Genomic DNA, 14,078 nt, shown 5'->3' on the forward strand with positions numbered 1-14,078 from the left:
GGGGCATGGTGGAGGCATGGCATCGCTGAACGTCGGCAATCTCGGTGAGTATCTGCGCGAACAGCGGCGGAACGCCCAGCTGTCGCTGCGGCAGCTCGCCGACGCCGCCGGGGTGTCCAACCCGTACCTGAGCCAGATCGAGCGCGGGCTGCGCAAGCCCAGCGCGGAGGTGCTCCAGCAGGTCGCCAAGGCCCTGCGCATCTCCGCCGAGACGCTGTACGTCCGCGCCGGCATCCTCGACGCCGAGCGGGACCGGGACGAGGTGGAGACCCGGGCGGTCATCCTCGCCGACCCGTCCCTCAACGAGCGGCAGAAGCAGGTGCTGCTCCAGATCTACGACTCCTTCCGCAAGGAGAACGGATTCCGGGGCGGCGCCGAGGACGGGAACGGGACCGCGGACCAGGGGCCCGGCGACGGCGGCCCCGCGGCCGGCGCGGGCGATGCCGCAGGAAGTGACATGGACGCCGGTCCGCGGCGGACGGCCGGATAAGCCGGACCAGGGCTCCGGACGCCCGCCGCGGACCACACCAACCCAGCCGAACGCGAATCCGATCCGGGAGGACCCTCACCATGGCCATCACCGACGACCTGCGCAAGACCCTCAGCGACCCGACTCCGCTCTACTTCGCCGCCGGTACCGCCAACCTGGCGCTTCAGCAGGCCAAGAAGGTGCCGGCCCTGGTCGAGCAGCTGCGCGCCGAGGCGCCGGCCCGCATCGAGGCCGTGCGCAACACCGACCCCAAGGCCGTGCAGGAGAAGGCCACCGCCCGCGCCAAGGAGGCGCAGGAGACCCTCCAGGCCAAGGTCAACGAGTTCATCGGCACCCTCGACGTCGACCTGAAGAAGCTCGGCGAGACCGCCCAGGACCTCGCCCTGCGCAGTGTCGGCGTCGCCGCCGAGTACGCCGTCAAGGCCCGCGAGACCTACGAGCGGGTCGCCGAGCACGGCGAGCAGGCCGTGAAGACCTGGCGCGGCGAGGCCGCCGAGGAGATCGAGGAACTGGCGATCGTCGTCGAGGGCAAGCCCGAGCCGGCCCAGGCCGAGGCCGAGCCCGCCGAGGACAAGAAGCCCGTGGCGAAGAAGGCACCGGCCCCGCGCAAGACCACCACCGCGAAGAAGACCGTCCCGCCGGCCCAGTGACCATGGCCGACGATACGGATCCGGGCCGGGCACCTTTGGGGTGTCCGGCCCGTTCTATGGGTACGGTGGCGGCGTAGCAGGACCGGCAATCAACGGGCGGTGGACAGCATGCTGATGTTGGGCTTCGCGGGATTCATGGGCATCCTGAAGATCATTCTGATGGCCCTGGCCGCGTTCGGGCTGTTCGACGCCGCGTTCCGGCGCGAGGACGCCTTCCGTGCGGCCGACAAGCAGAACAAGGTCTTCTGGCTGATCATCCTCGGCATCGCGCTCGTCGTCAGCTACCTGTTCTCGATCCTGTCGATCCTCCCCATCGCCGGCGCGGTCGCGAGCATCGTCTACATCGTCGACGTCCGCCCCGCCCTCCAGCAGGTGGGCGGCGGCCGCGGCTGGGGCCGCCGCCGGGGAAGCAGCAGCGACGGTCCGTACGGCCCGTACAACGGGGGCCGCTAGCGGCATCGCGCCGCGGGGACGGCTGCCTCCGCGGCGCGGGGAACCGCGCGCCGGCCGGGACCTGCCCGCGCCCGGCGACGGCGGGCAGCCCTTACGGCGGGTTCCGCCTACCGCGTGCGGTCGAGCAGTACGACCGCGACGTCGTCGGTCAGCTCGCCCCCGTTGAGGTCCCGTACCTCGCTCACCGCGGCCCGCAGCAGCTCCTCGCCCCGCAGCCCCTCGGAGAGCTGTCGGCGGATCATCTCCAGCATGCCGTCCTGACCGAGCCGCTCCCCTCCCTCGCCGACGCGGCCCTCGATCAGACCGTCGGTGTAGAGCATCAGGCTCCACTCGGCGCCCAGCTCCACCTGCATCCGCGGCCAGCGGGCGCCGGGCAGCAGCCCGAGCGCGGGGCCGTTGTTGTCGTACGGCAGCAGCCGCGCCGGGCGGCCCGGGCGGGCGACCAGCGGGGCCGGGTGGCCGGCCAGGCACAGGCCCGCGCGGCGGCCGTCGGGGGCGATGTCCACCGTGCACAGCGTCGCGAAGATCTCCTCGTCGGCGCGCTCGTGCTCCAGCACCTGCTGCATGGTGTTCAGCAGCTCGTCCCCGCACAGCCCGGCCAGGGTCAGCGCCCGCCAGGCGATGCGCAGCTCCACGCCGAGCGCGGCCTCGTCCGGGCCGTGCCCGCAGACGTCGCCGATCATGGCGTGCACGGTGCCGTCGGGGGTGCGGACGGCGTCGTAGAAGTCGCCGCCGAGCAGCGCCCGGGAGCGGCCCGGGCGGTAGCGCGCGGCGAAGCGCAGCGAGGAGCCCTCCAGCAGCGGGGTCGGCAGCAGACCGCGCTCCAGGCGGCGGTTCTCCTGCGCGCGCAGCCTGCCCTCGGCGAGCCGGCGCTCGGCCGTGTCGGACCGCTTGCGCTCCACCGCGTACCGGATGGCGCGGCTGAGCAGCCGGCCGTCCAGCTCGTCCCGGAAGAGGTAGTCCTGGGCGCCCACGCGCACGGCCTCGGCGCCGCGCTCGGCGTCGCCGGAGGCGGTCAGCGCGAGCACGGCGTGCCGGGGCGCGAGCTGGAGGACGTGCTTGAGCACGGCCAGCTCGTCGTCGGTGTCGCTGCCGCCCGGCGCCGGGAGCGCCAGGTCGAGCAGGATGCAGTGGACGTCGTCGGTGAGCAGCCGCTCGGCCTCGGTGAGGTTGCGGGCGGTGCGGACGCGGATCGGCTTGCCGGCCGGGTCCAGCAGGTCGGGCACGATCGGCGAGCCGGCCGGATCGTCCTCGATCAGCAGCAGGGTGAGAGTGGCGCCGGTGCCGTTCACGGGCGTGGCGTCGCGGTGGGCCTCTTCCTTGAGGGGGCCGCCGACTGCGCGGGCGGCCTGCGCCTGACCACTCTCCACGGCCGGGATCGCTCTCTGCCGCGGTACGGGTACGGGCATCGTCCTGGGTTCCTTCCCTCCCCCCGAGGGCACGGCGGCGTCGAGGGGTCTCGACCCACCGACCGGGACCATAGCGGCTGGGACCGCCCCGATGGAATGGTGTGAGCCGGGTCGCTCCGGGTCCCGCCGCTGTCATATGCCGCGTTTTGTACCGCAGTTGGACACGGTGGCCGCCCGGAAGGGATGACGAAGCTCACGTCCTGCGTGCGTTTGGGCGGGCGTTGGCCGTGCGGTGGGTCACATGACGCACGTCACCGGGGCCACGGTGCGTCGCGCACCGGGTACATGGCACGGCCGGCCGGACGCCCCGGGGGCGCTCACGCGTCCGGTCGTACGACGCCCAGGATCGGCATCGAGCCGGCGCCCGCGATCGTCACCGTGCGCCCGGGGCGCGGGGCGTGGACGATCGCGCCGTCGCCGATGTACATCCCGACGTGGCTGGCGTCGGAGAAGTAGATGACGAGGTCGCCGGGGCGCATGTCCTTCACGTCGACGCGCCGGAGCTGCTTCCACTGCTCCTGCGAGGTACGCGGCACGGGGTGCCCGGCCGCCGCCCAGGCCTGGGAGGTCAGGCCCGAGCAGTCGAAGGAGTCCGGCCCCTCGGCGCCCCACACGTACGGCTTGCCGAGCTGCTGGGTGGCGTACTTCACGGCCTTCTCGCCCTGCGCGGAGGCCTTGCCGTGGACGTCCTTGAGGACGCCGGTGTCCAGCCAGGCCGTCTGCGCCTTGTCCGCGGCCTCCTGCTCCAGCCGGGCGAGCCGCTCCTTCTCCTTCTTCTCCAGCCGGGACTGGAGTTCCTCGGCCGTGTCGATCTGCTTCTCGATCTTCTTCTTGGCGGCGGCCTTGGCCTTGCGGTTGGCCTCCAGCTGCTGCCAGCGGTCGGAGGCGTCGTCGGCGTACCGCTGCAAGTCCCGCTGGGTCCGCGCCTTTTCGTCCATCAGCGTCTTCGCCGCCCGCTGGCCCTGGAGCACCCGGCCGGCGCCGTCGAGGAACTGGCCCGGGTCGTCGCTCAGCAGGAACTGGGCACTGGAGGACAGGCCGCCGGTGCGGTACTGGTCGCGGGCCGCGGCGCCCGCCTGGTCCTTGAGCTTCTCCAGCTTCCGCCGGCCCTCGACGATCTTCTTCGCCAGCGCCACGATCTCGGCGGACTGCTTCTTCGCCTTCTCCTCGGCCGCGTTGTAGGCGTCGGTGGCCACGGCCGCGTCGTGGTAGAGCCGGTCGAGCTTCTCGCGGACCTCCTCAAGATCCTTGTCCGGCGCGGGAGTCGCCGCCGGTGCGGGGGACGCCGTGGGCGAGGGGGCCGCCTTCTGCGTGGGGGCGGGAGCGACGGACGCGAACGCCGTGCCGGGTGCCGAGAGGACGGTCACCGCGCAGAGCACGGTCAGGGCGGCCGTGAGCAGCCCGCGCTTGCCCGAACGCATACCTCTTCCCCCAAACTGATTTACCGTCAGTAACTTACGGTCGCCTGAGGGATCGTGCCACGGTCGCGCGCAAAGCGACAGAGGTCGTCGGAAACCGGATTTCCCCCGCTCACCGCCGGATACGACGATCTCCTCGCCGGTGTGACGAACGACGCACCGGGATCGTTCCGTCTCCGGCGACCCGAACGGGTGATGTACGCACGGGCGGTGGTGCCCGGCCCGGCGGGGTCAGCTGGGACCCGGCCCGCCCCGGGGCGCCAACGCGGCCCAGTCCACGGTCACTTCGCCCTGCCGCCGGCGGGCCGGGGAGTCCGTCACCGGCCAGTCGGCCGTCAGGTCCCGTACCGCGCGCAGCCAGCGCTGCCGGGCGCCGTAGGACGCGTACGGCGCGGCGGCGGCCCAGGCGCGGTCGAAGTCGCGGAGGAAGGAGTGCACCGGCTCGCCCGGGACGTTGCGGTGGATCAGCGCCTTCGGCAGGCGTTCGGCGAGGTCGGAGGGGCGGTCCAGGGACCCGAGCCGGGTGGCGAAGGTGACCGTGCGCGGGCCCTCGGGGCCGAGCGCCACCCACACGTGCCGTCGTCCGATCTCGTCGCACGTCCCCTCGACCAGCAGCCCGTCCGGCGCGAGCCGCGCGCACAGCTGCCGCCAGACCGCGGCGACCTCGTCCTCGTCGTACTGGCGCAGGACGTTCGCCGCGCGGATCAGCAGCGGCCGCTCGGGGATCGGCACCTCGAAGCCGCCGTGCCGGAAGACCAGGCCCTCGCGCTCGTACGGCCGGGCCGCGGCGACCCGGGCGGGCTCGATCTCGATGCCGACCACACGCGCGCGGGGCGCGGCCGCGCGCAGCCGGGTCAGCAGTTCCACGGCCGTCCAGGGCGCGGCGCCGTAGCCCAGGTCGACGGCCACCGGATCGTTCGCGCGCCGCAGCGCGGCGCCGTGCACGGCCGCGATCCAGCGGTCCATGCGGCGGAGCCGGTTGGGGTTGGTCGTCCCGCGCGTCACCGTGCCCACGACGGGGGTCCCCTTGCCCGCACGAGGCCGGGAGTGGGGGAGGGACGTTGTGCGGGCTGCCATGCGTACGAGGGTAAGCGGCCTCCGGGGCGCCCCGCGGACGCGAGCCGTATTCGAACCGTTGATCGATCAGGGGTAATGATTCGGTAAAGCCGGTTGTACGGGAAATGACCGGGCACCCGCTCGCTGTTGGACCCCCTTGAGGGCGAGGTGGGCCCTCGGCAGGCATGCCCGCAGCAAGGAGGAACGCCACGTGAGCCAGTACGTCAGCAGGCTCGGGCGACGCTCCCCGTCGGCCGGCACGCGGCTCCGGCTGTACCGCAGGCCCCGCCGGGTGGCCATGCTCTCCGTGCACACCTCCCCGCTCCACCAGCCCGGCACCGGCGACGCCGGCGGCATGAACGTCTACATCGTGGAGCTGGCCCAGCGGCTGGCCGCGATCAACATCGAGGTGGAGATCTTCACCCGGGCCACGGCCGGCGGCCTGCCGCCCTCGGTGGAGCTGGCCCCCGGCGTCCTCGTCCGGCACGTCGACGCGGGCCCCTACGAGGGCCTGGCCAAGGAGGACCTCCCCGCCCAGCTGTGCGCCTTCACGCACGGCGTCATGCAGGCCTGGGCCGGCCACCGCCCCGGCCACTACGACCTCGTCCACTCGCACTACTGGCTCTCCGGCCACGTCGGCTGGCTCGCCGCCCAGCGCTGGGGCGTGCCCCTGGTGCACGCCATGCACACCATGGCCAAGGTCAAGAACGCCAACCTGGCCGACGGCGACACCCCCGAGCCCGCCGCCCGCGTCATCGGCGAGACCCAGATCGTGTCCGCCGCCGACCGGCTCATCGCCAACACCGCCGAGGAGGCCGGCGAGCTGGTACGGCACTACGCGGCCGACCCGGCCAAGGTCGCCGTGGTCCACCCCGGCGTCAACCTCGACCGCTTCCGCACCGCCGACGGCCGGGCCGCCGCCCGCGCCCGCCTCGGTCTCCCGCAGGACGCCCTGATCCCGCTCTTCGCCGGCCGCATACAGCCCCTGAAGGCACCGGACGTCCTCCTGCGTGCCGTGGCCGTCCTGCTGGACGAGCGCCCCGACCTGCGCTCCCGCATCCTCGTCCCGATCGTCGGCGGCCCCAGCGGCAGCGGGCTCGCCAAGCCGGAGGGCCTGCAGAAGCTCGCGGCCCGGCTGGGCATCGCGGACGTCGTACGGTTCCGCCCGCCGGTCGGCCAGGACCAGCTGGCGGACTGGTTCCGGGCCGCTTCCGTGCTGGTCATGCCGTCGTACAGCGAGTCCTTCGGCCTGGTCGCCGTCGAGGCGCAGGCGACCGGCACCCCCGTCCTCGCGGCCTCCGTCGGCGGCCTGCCGGTCGCCGTGCGCGACGGCGAGACCGGCTTCCTCGTCGACGGCCACGACCCGGCCGACTACGCGCGCGTGCTGCGCCGCTTCGCCGACCACCCGGACCTCACCCCGCGCATGGGCGAGGCCGCCGCCCGGCACGCCCAGTCCTTCGGCTGGGACACGGCCGCCGCCGCCACCGCCGACGTCTACACGGCCGCGACCCAGTCACACCGCCGTCGCGTACGCTCCCACCATGGGTGACGTGGAGAAGGCCGGTCAGGTCCTGGAGGGCGTCTTCGAGGACGCGGAGCTGGAGTGGGAGAACCCCGAGCCCGGGAACTACGTGGTCAAGCTCCCCGGCAGCCGGAAGCTGTCCACCACGGTGTCCTTCCTCGTCGGCCGCCACTCCCTGTCGCTGAACGCCTTCGTCATCCGCCACCCCGACGAGAACGAGGCCGGCGTCCACCGCTGGCTGCTGGAGCGCAACCTCAAGCTCTACGGCGTGAGTTACGCCGTCGACCGCCTCGGCGACGTCTACGTCACCTCCCGGCTGCCCCTCGCCTCCGTCACCCCGGACGAGGTCGACCGCCTCCTCGGCCAGGTCCTGGAAGCGGCCGACGGCGCCTTCAACACGCTCCTGGAACTGGGTTTCGCCTCCTCGATCCGCAAGGAGTACGCCTGGCGGGTCTCACGCGGCGAGTCCACGCGGAACCTGGAGGCGTTCATGCACCTGATCGACCGCCCGGCGGACTGACCCCGGGCGAGCGGTCGTTCAGGACGGGTCCGGCTCGGGCTCTCCGCTGCCGCCGTGGTCCAGTTCGTCGGCGAACGCCCGCAGCGCGTCGGCCGGTTCCTTCTTGGTCGGCAGCTCGAGGGCGGGGGTGCGGGCGGTCGGGCTGGGGTCGCCGTCGCCCGTGCTGCTGCCGTCCGAGGTGCCGGCGTCGACGCTGCCGTCCGAGGTGCCGGCGGTGACGACCCCGCCGGTGCTGCCCGAGCCGGTGACGCCCCCGCCGGACGCGTCCCCGCTCGGCACGCTCGACGGCTCGGTGCCGGTGACGCCCCGCCCGTGGCGGGAGCCGTCGTCCGAGGGAGCCGCCAGGGCCACGCCGACGCCGAGGGCGGCGACGACGATCACCGGACGAGGGCCTTCCGCAGAGGACGTCCCGCCGACATCCCAGGACCTCCCGTACGAGGTTCAGCGTCCACCGTTCCGGTAGCGCCCCGGCGTGACCCCGACCAGCCTCTTGAAGTGCCGGGTGAGATGGGCCTGGTCGTAGAACCCGGCCACCGGGGCCACCTCGCCCGGTGGCAGCCCGTCGAGCAGCAGCCGCCGGGCCCGCCCGACCCGCCGGGACATCAGGTACTGGTGCGGGGCGATGCCGTACGCACCGCTGAACGCCCGGACGAGATGCGCCGGATGGGCGTGCAGCAGCCGGCCCGCGTCCTCCAGCGAGATCCCCTCGACGACCCGCGCGTCCAGCAACTCCCGCAGCTCACGGGCGAGTACAGGATCCCCGAGCCGGCCCTGCCGGGGCCGCCGGCGCAGATGGTCCCGCAGCCGCTCGGCGACGAGGGCCAGCCGGCTCTCCGCCTCCAGCTCGTCGCCGGGCCGGGCCAGGGCGGAGTGCAACTGCCCGACCCGCCGCCGGAGTACGGGGTCCCGCAGGTCGGGGGAGTCCACGGCCGGTCCGATGAACTCCTCCCCGAGCCGGCTGCCGTCCAGGTAGACCACCCGCTTGCGGAAGCCTCCCGGCGTGGCCGGCGACCCGTTGTGCGGCACGTGCGGCGGCAGCAGCGACACGGTGTCGTGCGGGGTGCCGTGCTCGTGCCGGTCCAGGTCGTACCGTACGGCCCCGTCGTCCACGATCAGCAGCGTCCAGGCGTCGTGGACGTGCATCGGATAGGCGTACTCGGTGAAGCGGGCGTGGAAGACCTCGGTGACGCCCGGCACCCGGGGGCGCCACGCGGTGACTTCCTGCCCGGCGGCCATGCAAGGAACGTACAAGACGCGGCCGCGCTCCAGCGGCGAGTCTCACTCCATGAACACCGAACCGAACACCGAACCGAACGCCGGCCCCGGCACCGCCCCCGTCCGCTTCGACACGAAGATCGCCGTCCTGCTGCGCGACGACCTGGAGACCTGGCAGCGGCTGAACGTCACCGCGTTCCTGGTCAGCGGCCTGGGCACCACGGTCCCCGAGGTGATCGGCGCCCCGTACGAGGACGCGGACGGAGTGCCGTACCTGCCCATGTTCCGCCAGCCGGTGCTGGTCTTCGAGGGCGGGAAGGAGACCCTGCGGGCGGCCCACGACAGGGCACTGGGCCGCGCCCTGCCCTGTGCGGTGTTCACGGCGGACCTGTTCGCCACGGGCCACGACCGTGACAACCGTGCCGCGGTCCGGGCCGTCCCGACGGCCGACCTGGACCTGGTGGGCCTGGCGGTGTACGGCCCCCGGAACGGCGTGGACAAGGTCCTGAAGGGCGCGCGGATGCATCCGTGACGGTGCACCGGCGGGCCGGTGTTCCTCAGCCGAACATGCCGGGCACGTAGTCGCCGGCGGGCTGCTGGACGATGACGTTCGCCCGGTTGTAGGCGTTGATCAGCGCGATGAGGGCGATCAGGGCGGCGAGCTGGTCCTCGTCGTAGTGCTTGGTGGCGTTCGCCCAGACCTCGTCCGGGACCCCGCCGGCCGCGTCGGCGATCCGGGTCGCCTGCTCCGTCAGCTCCAGCGCGGCCCGCTCGGCGTCGCTGAACACGGTGGCCTCCCGCCAGGCCGCGACCAGGTTCAGCCGGGTCTGCGTCTCCCCGTGGTGCAGGGCCTCCTTGGTGTGCATGTCGGTGCAGAACCCGCACCCGTTGATCTGGCTGGCCCGCAGCTTCACCAACTCCTGCGTGGCAGCGGGCAGCGGGGACTCCGCGATCACCTTCCCTGCGGCGTTGAAGTGCTTGAACAGCTTGCCGGCGACGGGGTTGGCGTGGAGGTCGAGCCGAGCGTCCATGGTGTGCTCCCGAGTGGTTGCGGCTGCTTGCACCTCATGGACGGTGGGGGCGACGAGGATGTGACACGGCCGCGTGTGACCCGCGTCACGCCTGCTGCTGCATTGGCACCACGTCCGTCACCGGGAGGTGGGACCGGCCCCCCGCCCGCCAGGACGGACGCCTGAGGGCGTGTGAGGCTCACATCAGGCCCCACCCGTCAGGAGGACCCCGTGACGAACCGCACCGCACACCGCCTGCTCGGCACTGCCGCAGCGCTGGTCACCGGCGCCGCAGCACTGCTCGGCACCGGCGCCGGCACCGCCGCCGCTTCCGGGAAGGCCCACTGCGACCGTGCCGAACGCCCGATCTGGAGCGAGGGTCCCAGCCGCAACGTCACCGCCCGCGGTTGCGACATCCCGGACCAGCGGCACCGCTGGTACGTCATCGACATCGACACCCTGGTCCAGCCCCGCCACAGGACCGACTACCTGGGCGAATCCCTCGAGGGCACCAGCACCTTGCACGACAAAACCATGAGGTGCCTGGGCTACACGAGGGACGGGCGCGTGGCGAACTGGTTCGGCTGCGTACCGGATTTGTCCTGACGGCCGTGAAAACGACGCCGGCCCCGGATTCCCCTATGTGATTCCCCGGTGTTCTCGGCGGCCATTCGGAGGATGATCGAAATGCGGGCGGCATCGCGCACACCGATGATCGTACTGAAGGGCGGAGCGGCGTGAGGCCTGCCTGGGGCAGCCGAGCACTCCGCCGAGTCATGCGTCGAAGAAAGAGGAAACCATGACGGCAGCGACGGAGACTCCCACTCGTGAAAAGGCCGGGACAGGCCAGGAAGAGTTCGGCGAGGAATCCGCCATCGGCCCGCTTCTGCTGGCAGCCTTGCTGTCCCGGCGTGAGGAGCGCGGCGAGGAACCGATCATTGAGCACCCGCTCCTCCTGGCCGCGCTCGCGCGCCGCCGCGAGGAGGGCGGCCAGGAGTCGATCATCGAGAACCCCCTCCTGCTCGCCGCGCTCATGCGCCGCCGCCGCGAGGAGAGCGGTGAGGAGTCGATCGCCCATCCCCTCCTGCTCGCCGCGCTGATGCGCCGCCGCCGTGAGGAGAGCGGCCAGGAGTCGATCATCGAGCACCCGCTTCTCCTCGCCGCGCTGATGCGCCGCCGCCGTGAGGAGAGCGGTGAGGAGTCGATCATCGAGCACCCGCTTCTCCTCGCCGCGCTGATGCGCCGCCGCCGCGAAGAGCGTGGTGAGTCGCTGATCCAGCACCCCCTCCTGCTCGCCGCGCTCATGCGCCGCTGACAGCAAACAGCGACACTCTGCCCTCCGGTCCCGGCAGTCGCCGGCATCGGGGGGCAGGTCCCGTACGGCAACGGCAACCGAAGACCTGAGGAAACACAATGGCAACTGAGTCCGGCGACAAATCGGAACGGGATCCCTTGGGGGCCTTCGTCGACGAGATCTTCGAGGAAATCGTGCGCGACGCCGGAATCCCCCATGCCGCCACCGGTGTCAAAAACGGACGGGACCCACTGGCGGGAGCCATGATGGAAGCGGCCGTGGCGTTCCTTTCCCGGCCCCCTTCCCGTTCCTCGGAACTGGAAAGGGTGCTGCTCGCGCAAACCCTCGCGACCGCGATGGCGGAATCCCTCGCGCCCGCCCTGGCAGAGGTGCTGGCCTCGGAGATCATGAAGGTGCTGAACCACCACGCGGCCGCCCAGCGAGGCGGCGGCCACGAAACCGTCGGCGGCTCCGGCCACGGCCACCGCGGCGGGGGCGAGCGATAGCGGCCGGTCACTGGGGCGGGCCGGAGCAGGACGCCGACGAGCGCAGGCCCGGCCGGGAAGCCGGGCCGCGCGCGGCCGGACCGCCGAGGTCCGGCCTGGTGCGGCAGATTCTCAGTGCTTGAAGTAGCCCTTGGCCCCCTCTTTCGCGCCCCGCATCCTGCCTCGCGCTTCGAGGGCGGCCCCCTTCGCCGCGAGATCGTTCTTGTGTACCGCGTGGGCCAGCGTTCGTACGGCCCTTCCCACGACCTGTTCGGCTTTCGCTTTGGCTTTCTCTCCGGCGCTCATCTCGACACCTCCACGCTCACTGGCCGAGTGCCCCCGGGAGAGGGGAGGCATGTCCCGGCGCGCGAGCCCGAGGGATCCCGGCGTTCCCCTACGCGCCGGGAGCGCGGAAGACGACCTGCCGACGGGTGGCCTCGTCGATCTCTTCGAGTGTGAGGAGGGGAGTGGCCCGGGTGGAGAGGGCACCGCTGGCCTTCACGGTGAGGCTGACGGCGGCCATCGACACCGGGTCGGGGAGGTCGATGATGCACACGAGGTCGTCCTGCCCGAAGGCGAAGTACATGGCCTCGACCGTCCCGCCCAGGCCGGCGACGACCCGGTCGACGGCGTCGCGGCGGCCGCTGGCGCCTTCCTTGAGCAGCCCCTTCGTGCCCTCTGGGGTGTAGGTGGCCTGGATGAGGAACTTCGGCATGGGGCCGCTCCCTGTCCGCTTCTTCTCCGACAGCACCATGGCCTACCCGCTGTCACGTCGGCCGCCACCCACCGAACAGCTTGATTCACCCGGAAGCCGAGCGGGCTTCGCCATCTCGCGTTGTCAGTGGGGGCGGCTACGGTGCACCCGCCGACGAGAGCCACACCCTGGGGAGGGGCTTTGGGAGCCAAGACGGGCTTTCTGGTGTACGCCGACGCCGATGTGCCGGGGCTGCTGCGAGAAGCGGGCCCAGCGGACCCCGCACGCACGGCCGGCATGATGCGGCGGCTCTACCCGGGCTGGGAGACGGAGCAAAGCGGGGGCTCGACTCTCTGGGAGGGCGTATACCCCCCGGAGGGGACGGCGTACGCGGCGAGCTGGCCCGGCCTCGAGGTCATCGGCGACCAGAGGGTGATGATCGACTTTCCTTCCCGGCTCCCGGAACACCTCGTGGCGGCGAGCGTCGGCCGGCGGCTCGTGCTGCACGCCATGCACAGCGTCGTGGACTGGCTCGCGTTCGCCGTGTGGGAGGACGGCCGACTCGTCCGCTCCCTGAGCCTGTCCCCGGGCAGCGGCATCATCGAGAACATCGGCGAACCATTCTCCTTCGAACTGCCCTACTGGGCCGGAGACCACCCGGCCGACGTCCTTCCCCTCCCGGACGGGGACGAGGAGCCGTACCCACTGCCGTTCCACCCCCTCGAACTGGGCGAAGACGCACTGCGCGCGCTCTGCGGCTTCGTACTGGAGGGCCGCCCCGAGCCGGACGACATCGACCCGGACAGCATCCGACTGCACGGCTTCCGGGTCCGGGACCCGCACGGCCCCGACCCCGCGGAGCGGCAAGCGGCGTTGCACAGGGTCAGGGAAACCATGGGCCCACCGCGCTTCTTCTCTCTGGGCCCTGACGGCTCACTCACCGAACGCGACGACCTCTAGCCCGGCTCTTCCTCATCCCCCTCACGTCCAAGGCGGTTGCCGCTGCCGGCCTTCGGAGGATGGTCATACCGGCCGGTGACAGGCCGGGCCGTCACCAGATAACCCGCGAAGCCAACGCCCGGCCTGGCCTTCGCCCACCCGTCCGCCTTGTCGACCGGAACCAGCACGGTCGTGCCCGGCACGGGGTGGTTCACTTTGTCCGCAGCACCCGGGGGTATCCCGTAACGACAGTGCACCTCGGCGATCGACACCACCCGCACCGAGGTGGGCGCGCGCCCCTCCTCCTGGCCGTGATGCTCCTCGCGGAAGTCGATCCCCTCCGCACGTTCACTGCCGACGACGTCGACGTAATCCTCCGGATCGACCTCCATCAGCGTCCAGGAGACGACATCCCCCGGCGCGAAGCTCTCTCCGCAGCACTGGATCCGCCAGTCATCGACCCAAATCGTCAACGTCACACCGCCATTGTCGACCGAGTACCCGTCAGCGCCTGAGCGTGGAACAGGTGCACGACCGCCATGGCAACGTCGGCCGGGGCGGCGCCCCCTGCTGGTCTTCGACGCTTGGCCACTGGAAGCCCACGCTTGCCAAGGCGGGCGTCATTCCCAAGGCCAAGAGCCGTGATCACGCCGCCGCCCGAGAGCACGGCATGCACGCCCTGCGGCACTTCTATGTACCTCGGGCACTCCGATCCGGGCTGACGCTCAAGGCGTACGCGCACCTGATGCCGAGCAGCCGGGATCGCGCCCGGAAGGCTCTCGGCAGGGCACTCAGGCCGGAACAATCATGACAAGCGCCTGTGCACGTGCCTGGGAGGGTACGTCCCGAAAGGCCGGTCAACTTCTCTCGTACACCGGAGCGTGCACAGGCATGTGGGATGCAATTGGTACGGTGAGTTCAGT

19 protein-coding genes and 1 pseudogene are annotated in these 14,078 nt (G+C 72.0%); 11 read left to right on the forward strand and 9 right to left on the reverse strand.

The features are described from left to right. The first annotated feature begins 16 nt into the window (after positions 1 to 16). The 3 genes from ABZ923_RS16730 to ABZ923_RS16740 all read left to right on the forward strand — a co-directional run bounded on the left by ABZ923_RS16730 (position 17) and on the right by ABZ923_RS16740 (position 1,593). Positions 17 to 490 carry a helix-turn-helix transcriptional regulator gene (locus ABZ923_RS16730; RefSeq protein WP_361471606.1) on the forward strand — a complete coding sequence of 158 codons (474 nt, stop codon included), beginning with the start codon at positions 17 to 19 and terminating at the stop codon, positions 488 to 490. An 80-nt stretch (positions 491 to 570) separates the two neighbouring features. Next, positions 571 to 1,140, forward strand: a complete 570-nt coding sequence (locus tag ABZ923_RS16735; RefSeq protein WP_361471609.1) for a hypothetical protein — start codon at positions 571 to 573, stop codon at positions 1,138 to 1,140. A gap of 108 nt (positions 1,141 to 1,248) precedes the next feature. Further along, positions 1,249 to 1,593, forward strand: a complete 345-nt coding sequence (locus ABZ923_RS16740) for a DUF2516 family protein (protein ID WP_208036667.1) — start codon at positions 1,249 to 1,251, stop codon at positions 1,591 to 1,593. Between the two features lie 107 nt (positions 1,594 to 1,700). Here the strand turns inward: ABZ923_RS16740 and ABZ923_RS16745 are convergent, their stop codons facing one another. From ABZ923_RS16745 to ABZ923_RS16755, 3 genes are all read right to left on the reverse strand, one after another. Further along, the gene (locus tag ABZ923_RS16745) at positions 1,701 to 3,002 is read right to left on the reverse strand and encodes a SpoIIE family protein phosphatase (RefSeq protein WP_361471612.1); all 1,302 of its coding nucleotides are present in this window, start codon (positions 3,000 to 3,002) and stop codon (positions 1,701 to 1,703) included. Positions 3,003 to 3,319: 317 nt separating this feature from the next. Next, the gene (locus ABZ923_RS16750) at positions 3,320 to 4,423 is read right to left on the reverse strand and encodes an NlpC/P60 family protein (RefSeq protein ID WP_361471615.1); all 1,104 of its coding nucleotides are present in this window, start codon (positions 4,421 to 4,423) and stop codon (positions 3,320 to 3,322) included. A 228-nt stretch (positions 4,424 to 4,651) separates the two neighbouring features. Continuing rightward, positions 4,652 to 5,386, reverse strand: coding sequence for a class I SAM-dependent methyltransferase (locus tag ABZ923_RS16755; RefSeq protein WP_361471690.1), 735 nt, complete (start codon positions 5,384 to 5,386; stop codon positions 4,652 to 4,654). 301 nt (positions 5,387 to 5,687) lie between these two features. Between ABZ923_RS16755 and mshA the strand changes: the two genes are divergently transcribed. Both mshA and ABZ923_RS16765 read left to right on the forward strand, forming a co-directional pair. Then, positions 5,688 to 7,025, forward strand: a complete 1,338-nt coding sequence (gene mshA / locus ABZ923_RS16760; protein ID WP_361471618.1) for a D-inositol-3-phosphate glycosyltransferase — start codon at positions 5,688 to 5,690, stop codon at positions 7,023 to 7,025. Further along, positions 7,018 to 7,518 (forward strand): YbjN domain-containing protein, encoded by a 501-nt coding sequence (locus ABZ923_RS16765; protein WP_361471621.1) that lies wholly within the window; start codon positions 7,018 to 7,020, stop codon positions 7,516 to 7,518. The genes mshA and ABZ923_RS16765 overlap by 8 nt, the downstream gene beginning before the upstream one ends. Before the next feature lie 18 nt (positions 7,519 to 7,536). On the opposite strand, the gene ABZ923_RS16770 is transcribed toward ABZ923_RS16765, so the two are convergent. Both ABZ923_RS16770 and ABZ923_RS16775 read right to left on the reverse strand, forming a co-directional pair. Further along, on the reverse strand, positions 7,537 to 7,899 hold the full coding sequence (locus ABZ923_RS16770; protein ID WP_361471624.1) for a hypothetical protein: 363 nt from the start codon (positions 7,897 to 7,899) through the stop codon (positions 7,537 to 7,539). 60 nt (positions 7,900 to 7,959) lie between these two features. Then, the gene (locus tag ABZ923_RS16775; RefSeq protein WP_361471627.1) at positions 7,960 to 8,754 is read right to left on the reverse strand and encodes an AraC family transcriptional regulator; all 795 of its coding nucleotides are present in this window, start codon (positions 8,752 to 8,754) and stop codon (positions 7,960 to 7,962) included. A gap of 49 nt (positions 8,755 to 8,803) precedes the next feature. On the opposite strand from ABZ923_RS16775, the gene ABZ923_RS16780 reads away from it, so the two are divergent. Continuing rightward, positions 8,804 to 9,265, forward strand: coding sequence for a DUF2000 domain-containing protein (locus ABZ923_RS16780; RefSeq protein ID WP_361471630.1), 462 nt, complete (start codon positions 8,804 to 8,806; stop codon positions 9,263 to 9,265). Between the two features lie 25 nt (positions 9,266 to 9,290). Here ABZ923_RS16780 and ABZ923_RS16785 read toward each other — a convergent pair whose 3' ends face one another. Then, entirely contained in the window at positions 9,291 to 9,764 is a 474-nt protein-coding gene (locus ABZ923_RS16785) for a carboxymuconolactone decarboxylase family protein (RefSeq protein ID WP_361471633.1), read from the reverse strand. A 210-nt stretch (positions 9,765 to 9,974) separates the two neighbouring features. On the opposite strand from ABZ923_RS16785, the gene ABZ923_RS16790 reads away from it, so the two are divergent. The 3 genes from ABZ923_RS16790 (at position 9,975) to ABZ923_RS16800 (ending at position 11,543) form a co-directional block, all read left to right on the forward strand. After that, the gene (locus ABZ923_RS16790; protein ID WP_361471636.1) at positions 9,975 to 10,349 is read left to right on the forward strand and encodes a hypothetical protein; all 375 of its coding nucleotides are present in this window, start codon (positions 9,975 to 9,977) and stop codon (positions 10,347 to 10,349) included. A gap of 193 nt (positions 10,350 to 10,542) precedes the next feature. Continuing rightward, complete coding sequence (locus ABZ923_RS16795; RefSeq protein WP_361471639.1) at positions 10,543 to 11,058, forward strand: hypothetical protein; 516 nt, start codon at positions 10,543 to 10,545, stop codon at positions 11,056 to 11,058. A 98-nt stretch (positions 11,059 to 11,156) separates the two neighbouring features. Beyond that, on the forward strand, positions 11,157 to 11,543 hold the full coding sequence (locus ABZ923_RS16800; RefSeq protein WP_361471641.1) for a hypothetical protein: 387 nt from the start codon (positions 11,157 to 11,159) through the stop codon (positions 11,541 to 11,543). Positions 11,544 to 11,654: 111 nt separating this feature from the next. Here ABZ923_RS16800 and ABZ923_RS16805 read toward each other — a convergent pair whose 3' ends face one another. Together ABZ923_RS16805 and ABZ923_RS16810 are read right to left on the reverse strand one after the other, a co-directional pair. Continuing rightward, on the reverse strand, positions 11,655 to 11,828 hold the full coding sequence (locus tag ABZ923_RS16805; protein ID WP_361471643.1) for a hypothetical protein: 174 nt from the start codon (positions 11,826 to 11,828) through the stop codon (positions 11,655 to 11,657). An 88-nt stretch (positions 11,829 to 11,916) separates the two neighbouring features. Next, the gene (locus ABZ923_RS16810) at positions 11,917 to 12,237 is read right to left on the reverse strand and encodes a GYD domain-containing protein (protein ID WP_361471646.1); all 321 of its coding nucleotides are present in this window, start codon (positions 12,235 to 12,237) and stop codon (positions 11,917 to 11,919) included. A 180-nt stretch (positions 12,238 to 12,417) separates the two neighbouring features. On the opposite strand from ABZ923_RS16810, the gene ABZ923_RS16815 reads away from it, so the two are divergent. Then, positions 12,418 to 13,176: a hypothetical protein gene (locus ABZ923_RS16815; RefSeq protein ID WP_361471648.1), complete on the forward strand. Its 759-nt coding sequence runs from the start codon at positions 12,418 to 12,420 to the stop codon at positions 13,174 to 13,176. Here the strand turns inward: ABZ923_RS16815 and ABZ923_RS16820 are convergent. Next, positions 13,173 to 13,634 (reverse strand): DUF6578 domain-containing protein, encoded by a 462-nt coding sequence (locus tag ABZ923_RS16820; protein ID WP_361471651.1) that lies wholly within the window; start codon positions 13,632 to 13,634, stop codon positions 13,173 to 13,175. The two genes, ABZ923_RS16815 and ABZ923_RS16820, sit on opposite strands and share 4 nt — an antisense overlap. A gap of 92 nt (positions 13,635 to 13,726) precedes the next feature. On the opposite strand from ABZ923_RS16820, the pseudogene ABZ923_RS16825 reads away from it, so the two are divergent. Beyond that, positions 13,727 to 13,966 (forward strand): annotated as a pseudogene (locus ABZ923_RS16825) (site-specific integrase); the annotation flags it as partial. Positions 13,967 to 14,078 lie beyond the last annotated feature (112 nt).

The sequence above is a fragment of the Streptomyces sp. NPDC046881 genome, from assembly GCF_040645015.1.
GTDB lineage: Bacteria > Actinomycetota > Actinomycetes > Streptomycetales > Streptomycetaceae > Streptomyces.

Coding starts and splice junctions, on each gene's coding strand:
- ABZ923_RS16730 (WP_361471606.1), top strand. CDS start 17: ATGGCATCGCTGAACGTCGGCAATCTCGGTGAGTATCTGCGCGAACAG.
- ABZ923_RS16735 (WP_361471609.1), top strand. CDS start 571: ATGGCCATCACCGACGACCTGCGCAAGACCCTCAGCGACCCGACTCCG.
- ABZ923_RS16740 (WP_208036667.1), top strand. CDS start 1,249: ATGCTGATGTTGGGCTTCGCGGGATTCATGGGCATCCTGAAGATCATT.
- ABZ923_RS16745 (WP_361471612.1), bottom strand. CDS start 3,002: ATGCCCGTACCCGTACCGCGGCAGAGAGCGATCCCGGCCGTGGAGAGT.
- ABZ923_RS16750 (WP_361471615.1), bottom strand. CDS start 4,423: ATGCGTTCGGGCAAGCGCGGGCTGCTCACGGCCGCCCTGACCGTGCTC.
- ABZ923_RS16755 (WP_361471690.1), bottom strand. CDS start 5,386: ATGGACCGCTGGATCGCGGCCGTGCACGGCGCCGCGCTGCGGCGCGCG.
- ABZ923_RS16765 (WP_361471621.1), top strand. CDS start 7,018: ATGGGTGACGTGGAGAAGGCCGGTCAGGTCCTGGAGGGCGTCTTCGAG.
- ABZ923_RS16775 (WP_361471627.1), bottom strand. CDS start 8,754: ATGGCCGCCGGGCAGGAAGTCACCGCGTGGCGCCCCCGGGTGCCGGGC.
- ABZ923_RS16780 (WP_361471630.1), top strand. CDS start 8,804: ATGAACACCGAACCGAACACCGAACCGAACGCCGGCCCCGGCACCGCC.
- ABZ923_RS16785 (WP_361471633.1), bottom strand. CDS start 9,764: ATGGACGCTCGGCTCGACCTCCACGCCAACCCCGTCGCCGGCAAGCTG.
- ABZ923_RS16795 (WP_361471639.1), top strand. CDS start 10,543: ATGACGGCAGCGACGGAGACTCCCACTCGTGAAAAGGCCGGGACAGGC.
- ABZ923_RS16800 (WP_361471641.1), top strand. CDS start 11,157: ATGGCAACTGAGTCCGGCGACAAATCGGAACGGGATCCCTTGGGGGCC.
- ABZ923_RS16805 (WP_361471643.1), bottom strand. CDS start 11,828: ATGAGCGCCGGAGAGAAAGCCAAAGCGAAAGCCGAACAGGTCGTGGGA.
- ABZ923_RS16810 (WP_361471646.1), bottom strand. CDS start 12,237: ATGCCGAAGTTCCTCATCCAGGCCACCTACACCCCAGAGGGCACGAAG.